This window comes from Ginsengibacter sp., assembly GCF_057362405.1.
The window spans coordinates 1-11,851 of record NZ_JBMQQG010000096.1; the positions used below are offsets into that span (position 1 = coordinate 1).

At 37.4% G+C, this 11,851-nt stretch carries 13 protein-coding genes; 9 read left to right on the forward strand and 4 right to left on the reverse strand.

The features are described 5' to 3' along the window. Window positions 1-1,259 (reverse strand): OmpA family protein (locus ACO1O5_RS08380; RefSeq protein ID WP_486269392.1); only part of this gene is annotated, 1,259 nt, incomplete at its 3' end. A gap of 567 nt (window positions 1,260-1,826) precedes the next feature. On the opposite strand from ACO1O5_RS08380, the gene ACO1O5_RS08385 reads away from it, so the two are divergent. Beyond that, the gene (locus ACO1O5_RS08385; RefSeq protein WP_486269393.1) at window positions 1,827-2,519 is read left to right on the forward strand and encodes a hypothetical protein; all 693 of its coding nucleotides are present in this window, start codon (window positions 1,827-1,829) and stop codon (window positions 2,517-2,519) included. A gap of 208 nt (window positions 2,520-2,727) precedes the next feature. Here the strand turns inward: ACO1O5_RS08385 and ACO1O5_RS08390 are convergent, their stop codons facing one another. Then, a complete protein-coding gene (locus tag ACO1O5_RS08390; RefSeq protein ID WP_486269394.1) occupies window positions 2,728-2,895 on the reverse strand; it encodes a hypothetical protein in 168 nt (55 codons plus the stop codon). A 96-nt stretch (window positions 2,896-2,991) separates the two neighbouring features. On the opposite strand from ACO1O5_RS08390, the gene ACO1O5_RS08395 reads away from it, so the two are divergent. The 4 genes from ACO1O5_RS08395 to ACO1O5_RS08410 all read left to right on the forward strand — a co-directional run bounded on the left by ACO1O5_RS08395 (window position 2,992) and on the right by ACO1O5_RS08410 (window position 4,180). Further along, window positions 2,992-3,156 (forward strand): Arm DNA-binding domain-containing protein, encoded by a 165-nt coding sequence (locus tag ACO1O5_RS08395; RefSeq protein ID WP_486269395.1) that lies wholly within the window; start codon window positions 2,992-2,994, stop codon window positions 3,154-3,156. Between the two features lie 138 nt (window positions 3,157-3,294). Then, window positions 3,295-3,567 (forward strand): phage integrase SAM-like domain-containing protein, encoded by a 273-nt coding sequence (locus ACO1O5_RS08400; protein ID WP_486269396.1) that lies wholly within the window; start codon window positions 3,295-3,297, stop codon window positions 3,565-3,567. A 33-nt stretch (window positions 3,568-3,600) separates the two neighbouring features. Continuing rightward, a complete protein-coding gene (locus ACO1O5_RS08405; RefSeq protein WP_486269397.1) occupies window positions 3,601-3,963 on the forward strand; it encodes a hypothetical protein in 363 nt (120 codons plus the stop codon). Next, window positions 3,932-4,180, forward strand: coding sequence for a tyrosine-type recombinase/integrase (locus ACO1O5_RS08410; protein ID WP_486269398.1), 249 nt, complete (start codon window positions 3,932-3,934; stop codon window positions 4,178-4,180). The genes ACO1O5_RS08405 and ACO1O5_RS08410 overlap by 32 nt, the downstream gene beginning before the upstream one ends. Before the next feature lie 872 nt (window positions 4,181-5,052). Here ACO1O5_RS08410 and ACO1O5_RS08415 read toward each other — a convergent pair. After that, window positions 5,053-5,748 carry a Crp/Fnr family transcriptional regulator gene (locus ACO1O5_RS08415; protein ID WP_486269399.1) on the reverse strand — a complete coding sequence of 232 codons (696 nt, stop codon included), beginning with the start codon at window positions 5,746-5,748 and terminating at the stop codon, window positions 5,053-5,055. A 38-nt stretch (window positions 5,749-5,786) separates the two neighbouring features. Beyond that, the gene (cobA, locus tag ACO1O5_RS08420; RefSeq protein ID WP_486269400.1) at window positions 5,787-6,590 is read right to left on the reverse strand and encodes a uroporphyrinogen-III C-methyltransferase; all 804 of its coding nucleotides are present in this window, start codon (window positions 6,588-6,590) and stop codon (window positions 5,787-5,789) included. Between the two features lie 198 nt (window positions 6,591-6,788). On the opposite strand from cobA, the gene nirB reads away from it, so the two are divergent. The 4 genes from nirB to ACO1O5_RS08440 form a co-directional block, all read left to right on the forward strand. Continuing rightward, window positions 6,789-9,284 carry a nitrite reductase large subunit NirB gene (gene nirB / locus ACO1O5_RS08425; protein WP_486269401.1) on the forward strand — a complete coding sequence of 832 codons (2,496 nt, stop codon included), beginning with the start codon at window positions 6,789-6,791 and terminating at the stop codon, window positions 9,282-9,284. Window positions 9,285-9,497: 213 nt separating this feature from the next. Continuing rightward, on the forward strand, window positions 9,498-9,854 hold the full coding sequence (gene nirD, locus ACO1O5_RS08430) for a nitrite reductase small subunit NirD (RefSeq protein ID WP_486269402.1): 357 nt from the start codon (window positions 9,498-9,500) through the stop codon (window positions 9,852-9,854). 80 nt (window positions 9,855-9,934) lie between these two features. After that, window positions 9,935-11,470 (forward strand): alginate export family protein, encoded by a 1,536-nt coding sequence (locus ACO1O5_RS08435; protein ID WP_486269403.1) that lies wholly within the window; start codon window positions 9,935-9,937, stop codon window positions 11,468-11,470. 56 nt (window positions 11,471-11,526) lie between these two features. Then, window positions 11,527-11,851: MFS transporter (locus ACO1O5_RS08440; RefSeq protein ID WP_486269404.1), on the forward strand; the 325-nt coding region annotated here is incomplete at its 3' end.

Genomic DNA, 11,851 nt, shown 5'->3' on the forward strand with positions numbered 1-11,851 from the left:
CCATCAGTTTCCATCGTTGAAGCATCAATGGCAAATTCGCTCACCAAAGCTGACTTTACAGCTTCTGCACGTTTTTTTGAAAGCGCCAGATTCATTGTTGCATCGCCATCGCTATCAGTGTGTCCAATTATTTTTACATGAACGCCGGCATTATCTTTTAACACATCAGCAATATCTTTTAATGAGCCATAAGATTCCGGTCTGATGGCAGCAGAATTCACATCAAATAAAATTCCTGTAGTAGTGAATTCCCCCTCGTTTATTAATTTATTTCGGGTATCCGGTTCTCCAACAGCCAGTTTCATATTACCTATCAAGTATTTATCCTGGTTGGGGAAATCGCTCCAGGTCTGGAACATCATCCTGTTATAGGTTTCGCCGGGCGCAAATGCCCGTGGTAAATCAAATACTTTATTCTCGTCAAGATATACTCTAAGACGTTGCTTTTGGCGCCAGATAGATACTTTAATTTTCGTCGCCCCATTATTTTGAAAATTTACCTGGTTGTCCATTATTTTATCTCCTGCGGAATACGCGTAGATTGTAGCGATGCCACCTTTGTCGCGGGGAATAGGCTGTATTCCCAGATTTATACCTGAACGTTTATTATAACTAAAATCGGCATTCAATTCTTGTTTACCGTCTTTGCCATTCCCTGCGGATTGAAACAGCGTTTGGAGAGTCGGAATATAATTATCACTGAAAAAGATCAGATCAAACTCAAGCGTGAAATTGTCCGGGAGGTTGTTGATGTCTTCTGGTTTAAATACACCTCTTTTATTAATCATCAGCCAACGGCCGGCTTCACCTGAGGCTGTAACCGTTTCGCCGGCAGAGTTTGTATTCCAGTTTTCCGGGAAATCGCCAATGGCATCTTTCGAAAAATCTTCAAAAACCAAAACTTTGTCGCCTGGAACAAAATCAAATTTGGAGTACGTAGCCAGGGAAACGGGAGCACTTTGCTGGGGGGTTCCTTGTGTATTATTGTTGGGATTGCCAGCCGTTGGGTTTACCTGGGTTGTGGTAACATTAGCCTCAGTTCCATTGCCATTCGTATTGGCATTTTTATCCTTCTTTTTCTTTGAAAATAATTTACCCAACAGTTTATCCGTCACTTTATTGGCAGTTTGTTGGGTTGCAATGCTGGCGCCCTCCCGTACTCCCTCTCCGGCTTGTTGTTTGATTACATCGCCCGTCGTTTGTGCTTCTAAACTTTTAAAAAATGCAAATGCAATTAATAACATGATGAATGATTTCATAAAATAAAATTTATGGTTAAAAATGTTTAGGCTTTGTTATGATTACCAGGAAGCGATACTGCGATATCATACGTTTTAAAGAATACTAAAATAGCCTGAAATTTTATCCGGGAAAGTTTCTTTGAATATCCGGCAGCTTTGGCTTTACAGCCGGGTCAAAGAATAGGGAAAGGCGGAAGTCTTTCCAGCAAAATACCGCGAGTTTTTACATCCTCAGCATATCATCATTATTACTTCAGTCAACAATTTTTAAAAAAATATGGCGCCTTTAAGGATGAGTATAGCTTTACAAAAAGGAATTGATTTGATTAATACATTCTTAATCTTAAAGGTTAGTAATTGAAGAATAATCGCGGGGGCGCCGAAGAATTGAATAAATTGAAATTATTTTATTATAATATCTTAGCAAATTAAAGGGGGAGACTGCTCAAACTGCTAAATTTTGCCATTGAGAAACCATAATCAGGCTTCATGAATATTTAAAAAGATTTTTATATATTGACGAAATTGATATTTTGACTCATCCGAGTTATTAATAGATATTTAATTACCAAACATTAAATGCATATGAAAAAGATAAAATTGTTGTTCTTCCTAACGGTTCTTATTTCAATTAAATTAACCGCGCAAACTTACCATATTGACACTACTAGTATCACTTTCGAAAATAAACTCAGGCCGTGCTATAGCGTGAATTATGATGCTGACCCAAAAACAGTAAAGAAAGGATGGAGTAAATTTCTTAAGAAGAACTATAAAATAAAAACAAAAGGCATCGGGTTATTGACCGATAAGGACCTCGTAAGCTCGCAGGATGTCACCATCAACAGTATTTCTGATAAACGTATGAATATTTATTCGAGAATTACGGGTATTTCCGGCGGTTCCGACATGAAGTATTTTATGTCGTTCGGCTACGATTTTTATATAGGTCCCGATAACTACCCAAAAGAATTTGAGGGAATGAAAAAATTGCTGAATGATTTTAGCGTTGAGTTTTTAAATAAATACTATGGAGATGAAACATCTCATATTCTGAAGCAAATTAAACATTATGAGAAAGATATTAAGAAGGACAATAAATCCATTAAGAAAAATGTAAGGAGGTCACGAAAATCTTCTTCGGCTGAGGCTACCGGGCTTGAAGCGAGGAATAATACCCATAACAGCGACATAACAAGTACCCAGGAAAAAATTGATGCCTTACAAAAAAAGTTGGAAGATATTAAAGTGAAACAAGGAGGCATTACGCGTAATTAAGCCACCATATCCGTATAATTATCTATATTAATTAGCTACAATTAACTTGACAGTTATAGCCGATAGTTTTTCATATCTAATTAGCCTAAATGGTGAAGGCGTAAGGGAGGTCAGGTTTTTTTGATTAATTGTCTAGAATTTTCCTTTTGTGTTCTTCGAAAACTATTTGCAAATAAAAAAGCACCTACGAAAACAAATTCATAAATGCTTAATTCTTAAGTGGGCCCAACAGGGGTTGAACCTGTGAGCCCCTGATTATGAGATTCAAAATCCATTTTTTTACTTTTACTCCTGTATACTTAACTTTCCTGTAATCCACGTCAGCAAAGGGTTTTATTAAAAAGAATGTTTTAAACCTTACCGAGATTATTTTCATTTTAAGTACATTTGTTTGCAAATTGTCTGCAAATTATTCAGCCCCGATTTTGCAAATTCTTAATTCGATCTTTTTCAATAACATTAATTTTTTCCCATGGTTACAGTAAACATTTTTCACGATTTACGAAGGATAAAAAACAACGGCTTATATCCCGTGAAATTAAGAATTACATACAATAGAAGATCAAAATATTTTGAAACCGGAATTGATCTCACAAAAGAGAATTATCACAAGCTTTCATCAAGACGAATCGGATAGGAATTAATTTCGGTCAAAAATGAACTTATTGAATTTGAATCCAAAGCTAACGCGATAATTAGGACCATAAGGCCATTTAATTTTCCTGTTTTTAGTGAGAGATTTAGCCAGAAAACATATGATGAAGCTTATGTTGAATTGCTATTTAATGAAACAATTGCAAAATTAAAAGCACAGGGTAAAGTTGGAACAGATGACAATTATCAAAGCAGCATCAGTAGTCTTCGATCGTTTAAAAAGAATTTGAGGTACGAGGACATCAATGACGTTTTTCTGTATCAATATGAGCAGTGCATGTTGAATAGAAAACTTTCAATAACAACTGTTGGAATTTATTGCAGGTCTTTACGGGCTATATTTAATGAGGCTATCTATCGTAAAATAATTTCCCGGGATTATTATCCTTTTTGAAAAAGAAATTATCAAGTACCCGTAAGCAAGAATGTGAAAAAAGCCCTAAGGCTGTACGACATAAGTAAGATTTACTATTATCAGCCGACAGCAGATAAAGGAATGATAGCAAAAGGCAAAGCGTTTTGGCTATTTAGTTACTTTGCCAATGGCATGAACATGAAAGATATCGCACTACTTAAGTTCAAGAATATTGCCGGGGATTTTATAACATTTGAAAGGGCAAAGACTCTTCGAAGCCATAGGAGCAATCCAAAGGTAATAACCGTCTACATAAATGATGATTTAAAATCGATTATAACGAAATGGAGTAACCGGGGACAAGAACAAAGAAAACTATGTTTTCCCGATTTTAAAGGAAGGATTGACTCCTACACAACAGCGGGATCGAATTAAAGAATTTACGCGGGATGTAAATAGCGGGGTACGATCGATAGTCGCTGAAACGGGCATCAATGCTGATATTACAACATACAGCGCCAGGCATTCTTTTTCCACAGTTTTAAAACGTTCGGGAGCCAGCATAGAGTTTATTTCAGAGGCTTTAGGTCATACCGATGTAAAAACTACCGAAAGCTATCTGGACAGTTTTGAAAATGACATGAAAAAATAATTTTCAAATTCGCTATTAGCATTTAAAAAGACCGGTTAAACGAAACTTGTTTGCTGAATTTTTTGATTCTATACTGATATCGGGTTGTCTGGCATTAAATCCCCAATTGTATTTAGTCATTTTTGCATAATATTTCCTTTTAGGAAAAATTTATACATATGTTCTAAACTATGGCAAAAATAGCATGTTAAGCCGAAAGAAATTCTTGCTTGATTACTTAATAAACTCAAAATTACTTGCAATGGCAAAAAGAATGTTTCTTTTTCAGGCTACTCTATGCCTAGGATTTTGCTCCTGTCAAAAAAACTTTCAGGAAGCTTACAGTTGAACATTTACTTAACCCTTATCCGCAACTTTTAAAAAATTGTTTTCCGTCAATGGCTTCTACAATTTAAAACAAGCTGTTTTTGTTGTTTGGAAATATAGAAGCCACCAGTGGGGCCTTTCATACTATTAATGATATTTCGCCGAACCATTGTTTACAGTATTTTCCCTACAGTATTCTTTGAGCCCGGCGTTTCCTTCTGTGTCAAATTTTGAACTAAGGTATATTACGGCTTTTATCGCTGTCCTACGGGTAATAGTCAACATAGTTATTGGTTCAAAAAATCCCTGTCCTTATCGGTTATCACATTTGAATTGCTGGCGGATAAACTTTCACATCAATCTAAAACCCGGAAAGGCATTTTCCAACGCATTGCCGATAGTGGGTGTTGAACTAGCCTTCGAAGAGTCAACATTGGTTTTAATGCTCATTTGCCAGTTGCACAAAACTTTGAAAGATTAAACTCAATTAAAACTTAATGAAATAATGCACCTACCCTTTACAATTGAAAAAAATTATCTTTTTCCGAACAAAGTCAATTTAGCATTTAATTACCAACCTGGTTTGTCATTTGTCTCAATTGTAGTTCATTAAGGATCGTAATATTCTTATTGTTGACACTAATAAATTCGTCGTTTATAAATTCATTGAGAATTCTGAAAACAGTTTCATATGTGGTGCCCGAATAGGAGGCTAAATCCTGCCTGCTTAAAATGATATTGATTTCTCCATCTTTTGTCGTTCCAAATTTATTTTTCAAGGAAAGTAAAGATGATGCGATGCGACCTTTTACCTGCATGTGTGCCAGGTTATTCATCTTTTTTTCCGAGCGCTGTAACTCTTCTGCATAAAACAACAATAATTGTATGGTAAAATCAATATTGATCTTAAGGGTGGTTTTAAAAAAATCGAGATCAATAAAACATACAGTTGTAGGTTGCAAAGCGGTACCTGAAACCGGGTAAATAATTTCTTCACCTACACCCCTGTGTCCTATTATTTCTCCGTCTTTGGCGAACCTGATGATTAACTCTTTTTCCTGTCCCCATCTCTTGTGAACTTTTACATTTCCTTTAAAAACAAAATAAATGCCTTTTACCTGTTCTCCTTCACTAAAAATTGTCTCACCCTTACTAAAATGAAAAGTTTTTTTGTTGGCCTCAATTGCGGGTAACCATTCGGGTAAGCATTGTTGACATAAAAAGCAACTTTTTAGATCGCAGCCTTTTTTTTTCTCTCTCATAAAAATGAAAGTTAGGCTCTAAAATTGAAGTAAAAAAATTACGAGTGCTTTGAATCTCTGCTGGGATATTTTATAAAAATGGTCTCAGCAGATAAACTACTTTCAATGGTCTGGCCGCAAGTAATCGATAATAATTTTACAACCTCGCCTATAATAATTATGGATGGATTGGATAACCCCGCATGCTCCGATCTGAAACAAATATCTTTTACAGTGCCAACAACCATCTTTTCATTTGCAGTAGTACCATCCTGAATAATTGCAACAGGAGTATCCCCTTTATTGCCTGCCACGAAGATGTCCATAATTGCCTCGAGTTTACTCATGGCCATTAAAATGACAACGGTAGCATTGGATAAAGCCGCCAATTTTATATCACCGGAAATTTCACCTGATTGTGTAGTGCCCGTTGTTACCCAAAAACTTTCATTAATTCCCCTGCATGTAAGAGGGATCATTTGAGAAGCCGGTACAGCAATTGCACTGGATATGCCGGGTATAACTTCTACTTTAATTCCCGCACTCCTTGCCGCCTCAATTTCTTCTATCGCTCTTCCAAAAACAAATGGATCTCCACCTTTTAAACGGACTACATGGCCGTGTGAGCTGGCATATTCAATAATCAGCATATTAATTTCATCCTGGGACAGGTAGTGGCAGCCATATCGTTTCCCAACAAATCTTTTGACTGCATTAGGAGAGGCATAATTCAGTAGTTCTTCATTTACCAAGGCATCATATAATATTACATTAGCAGCGGCTATTGTTCTTATTGCTTTGAGGGTAATTAATTCAGGATCACCAGGGCCAGCGCCGACCAAAGACAATTTAGATTTCGACATACAATTCACATTATATTTAAAAATATATAACAAATATTTGTGTAAAGTACGAATATTTGAAATATTTGCTCTAAATTTATGATATATATAATAACTAGAGGCTAAAAAATTGGATGTATATGGATAAACATATTATATATATAAATTTATAATACGATAATTGCTTGATAATTTTTGAGTTCAATAAAATTATCCGCTATGAAAATAGTAATTATCGGAAATGGAATGGTAGGATATAAGCTTTGCGAAAAGATAATAGCAAAAGCTCCCGGTTCAGAACTTATCATTTTTGGAGAGGAAATCCGGCCCGCTTATGACCGAGTTCATTTAAGTGAATATTTTTCCGGCAAAACTGCCGACGATCTTACATTAGCGGCTATCGATTGGTACCAGGACAATAATATTAAACTGCATCTTGGAGACCCGGTTCAAAGTATAGACCGAAAAACAAAAACAATTCACTCTCACAAAGGAATTATAGAGTCTTACGATTATCTCATCTTGGCTACAGGCTCGGCTGCATTTGTTCCACCAATACCAGGTGTTGACAAAGAAGGCGTATTTATATATAGAACCATCGAAGACCTTGAATTAATGGCCGACCACGCCCGAAGGTCAAAAACCGGTGCTGTTATAGGCGGCGGGCTTTTGGGTCTTGAAGCTGCTAAAGCCTTGCTTGACCTTGGGATTTCCAATACACACGTTATAGAGTTTGCGCCACGACTGATGCCACGTCAAATAGATGACTCGGGCGCTGGTATTTTAAAAAATAAATTGGAAATGTTGGGCCTGAAAATTCACACTAATAGAAATACGAGTGAAATATTGGGGGGTGAAAGTATTACCGGAATGAAATTTTCCGATGATAACACAATTGATGTAGATATGTTGGTCATTTCTGCCGGCATAAAACCCAGGGATGAGCTTGCGAAACTTTGCGGCCTTGAAACAGGTCATCGTGGCGGCATTGTAGTGAACGAAAAATTACAGACAGCTGATCCATACATTTTCGCAATTGGTGAATGTGCCTTATATAAAGGTATGATCTATGGCCTTGTAGCTCCCGGATACGAAATGGCAGATGTTGTGGTGACGAACCTGACAGGTGGCCGGAGAGAATTTACCGGCTATGATATGAGTACCAAATTAAAATTGATTGGTATTGACGTCGCCAGTTTTGGAGATCCCTTTATCGCAGGAGAAAATATAAAAACTGTAGTTTTCGAGGATACCATGAAGGGAATTTATAAAAGGATCAATGTTTCTGCGGATGGTAAAGAACTGTTAGGTGGCATTTTGGTTGGCGAAGCTTCTCAATATAATATGCTTTTGCAAACCTGTAAAAATAAAGTTGTGTTACCCCCGAATCCTGAAGATGTGATATTGGGAAACAGGGGAGGAGATGGTGAAACTGGAGCCGGAGTACAGGACTTACCCGATGAAGCGATGATTTGCACCTGTGAAAGTGTAACGAAGCGGGACATATGTAATGTTGTTTCGGAACAAGGATGCGAAAATATTGACGCTATAAAAAAGTGTACAAAGGCTGGGACTGGTTGTGGTGGTTGTGTTCCGATGGTAAAAGACCTGATGGTATATACCATGAAATCCCGTGGTAAATATATACGAAATGTACTCTGTGAACATTTCAATTACAGTCGCCAGGAAATGTTTGACCTTATAAAACTGCACGAGTTAAAATCTTATGATGAAGTATTGGACAAATTGGGAACAGGAGACGGATGTGAATTATGCAAACCTCCTGTTGCATCTATTCTTGCGAGTTTATGGGGAGAAATGATTTTGAAGAAAGGTAATGATACGGCGCAGGATAGTAATGATCGTTTTTTGGCAAATATACAGAAAGGCGGTACCTATTCAGTGGTGCCAAGAATACCGGGTGGAGAAATCACACCAGACAAGTTGATTGTAATTGGCCAGGTAGCCAAACAATATAACCTATACACAAAAATTACTGGTGGCCAGCGCATTGATATGTTCGGTGCGCATTTAAATGATTTACCTGATATCTGGGCGCAACTAATTGCAGCTGGTTTTGAAAGTGGCCATGCTTATGGAAAAGCCTTACGCACCGTAAAGAGCTGCGTGGGAAGTACCTGGTGCCGTTTTGGGCTACACGACAGCGTTAGTTTTGCGATCAGGATAGAGGAAAGATACCGTGGCCTGCGGTCGCCGCATAAAATTAAAGGCGGCGTAAGCGGATGTATAAGGGAATGTGCTGAAGCCCGCAGCAAGGATTTTGGTATCATAGCTACAGAAAAAGGTTGGAATCTTTTTGTTTGCGGCAATGGAGGAAGCAAACCCCAACATGCCCTTTTACTCGCAACAGATCTTGATGATGAAACCTGCATAAAATACATCGATCGTTTTTTGATGTTCTACATAAAAACCGCGGATACGTTAACACGAACTGCAACCTGGCTTAATAAAATGGAGGGAGGTATTGACTACTTGCGAAATGTGGTTGTTAATGACAGCCTCGGAATGGCAAATCAATGGGAAGCTGATATGCAGGTATTGATAGATTCCTATAAATGTGAATGGAAAGAGGCTATTGAAAATCCCGAAATCAAAAAACGATTTAATCACTTTGTAAATGCTCCTGAAGAAAAAGATCCGTCGGTAAAATTTGAAACAATGAGAGAGCAAAAGAAAGTAGCCAACTGGAAATAAATATTTTGAAAAGGAGATTAAAAAAATATTATCAATATAAAAGCTCTTTATCAACATGTGTTAATGAGAGTTTTTATTATTGTCAACTCGCCTTTACGATTGCCTGATTTTACGATTGCTTGTTTTTTTATGCATTGGGGTTTGTTTATTCCCTCGTGGATTAAATGATATATTGATTAAAATAAAATTTTGAAAAACTTAAAAAACCTGAATATGGAAACAATTACCGACACAAACAAAATCACCTGGTTTGCCGCCTGTCACAAAGAAGATGTGCCTTCTAACGGTGGCGTATGCGTGAAGTATCAAGACAAACAAATTGCTTTGTTTCAATTTTCGCGGCGTGGCGAATGGTATGCTACCCAAAATGAATGTCCGCACCGAAAGCAGATGGCCTTAAGCCGCGGGATGATAGGCACACAAATGGATGAACCAAAAGTCGCCTGTCCTTTTCATAAGAAAACTTTTTCACTGGCTACCGGGCAGTGCCTAAGTGATGAGGAATGCAGCATTAAAACATATCCGGTAAAAGTAGAAAATGAAAAAGTTTTTATAGGTATAAGAGAATAAAATAAACCCCGGCCGATGTGCAAAATTGAACCGGGGAATGATTCTAAATTAATAACAACTTAAAAATCAAAAACAAAGCTATGCTTAAAATCCTAAAAAACTGCTTCTATGCGATGATGTTATTTATCATTACATGCTGCAGTCTGCCAGCTATTGGTCAACTTACTATTAGTGGGCAGCTAAGAACACGAACGGAATATCGGGATGGACTTGGAACACTTATTTTAAAGAATAACAGTCCCTCTTGTTTTACCTCACAACGCAGCAGGTTAACTTTTAATTACAAAACAAGCCGGGTTATTTTTCAAACCTCCTTACAGGATGTAAGAGTGTGGGGTCAGGATGCATCTACAATTAGTAATGCTGATGGAAACAAACTTGGTGTTCATGAAGCATGGGCCGAAATAATATTCTCCAACAAGAAAGATACTTCGTTCCACCATTCACCTATAGATTATTTTGGTGTGAAAATCGGCAGGCAGGAATTAATGTATGATGATAGTCGGCTGTTAGGTAATCTTGATTGGCTGCAGCAGGCCCGTCATCATGATGCCATCGTTTTAAAATTTTTAAACAAAGGATGGCAGGCTGATCTTGGTGCAGCCTTCAATCAAAACACAGATGCGTTCAATTATAACGGTACCTACTATACGCCGGCGAACGTACTTCCTTATGTGAAAGATAGTAAAGGCAATCTTGCAATCACCCCACCCAATTTTATTCCATACAATAATACTGCGGGAATAAGTTCTAAAACGGGAGCACCTTCGCTACAGGTAATGCCTTCTACAAATGGCTTATACCAGGCTTATAAGGCTCTACAGTATTTATATCTTGCAAAAACTTTCGGTAAAACAAAAATTACAGGGTTAATTCTCTCAGATCAATTTGGTAAATATATAAATGACTCAGTAAAAAATATTGCGGGTACTGATACAGGTTATATTTATGGAAAGCGATTTAATCAAAAAGGAGTAAATACAAGAGTAACTACAGGAGTTTTATTAAACAGCTTTTTGGACAAGAAAAAAACCTTTGCATTAACTGCCGGATATTATTACCAGGCTGGTAAAGACAGGGATGGCCTTAAATTAAACGCGTTTACATCCACGTTAGCATTGACCTATAGCAAAAATAAATTCACCTACACAGCAGGATGGGATTATGTTTCAGGAAACAATTCGTTTTCAACTTCTACTATAAATCACCGCTTTGATCCTTTATATGGCACTCCACATAAATTCTGGGGATTTATGGATTACTTCTATGTAGGTACGGGCGCACCTGCCGGCGGCCTGAGTGATGCTTACGCAAAGATTAAGTATACGAGCCTCAGTAAACGCCTGATTGCCGAATTAGATTATCATCATTTTAGCCTGGCTAAAGACCAAAAGGATTTAGGTGGAAACGCATTTAATAAATACCTCGGAAGTGAGTTTGACCTTGTGACAGATTATTCTCTCAACAAGATAACTACGCTTGAATATGGCTTCAGCCTTACGGCTGCAAATAAAAGTATGGAGTATGCAAAAAATATAACTCCTGGTACTGCAAATCTTACGGGTTATTGGAGTTACCTCATGATCATCATCAAACCAGAATTTCTTTTCAAGTAATCTTTTTTTGATAAATGATCCCAATAAAAATATTCAAACCAAAAAATAATTTACTCATGTCTACATCAATTAACAACCAACCGCTTACTAAATTAAATGTACTGAGTTTCAAAGGTGTTCAAATGAAAACCTTCCACATTACGTGGCTTACCTTCTTTGCCTGTTTTTTTGGATGGTTTGGTTTAGCTCCGTTAATGCCCACGATCCGCCATGACCTCGGTTTAACAAAATCACAGGTAGGCAATACAATTATAGCGGCGGTATCCGCAACCATTATTGCCCGCTTAATTATTGGAAGGATAGCCGATATCTGGGGCCCTCGTAAAACACATACCGCTCTTTTGATTTTGGGTGCCATACCTGTAATGCTTGTGGGATTAG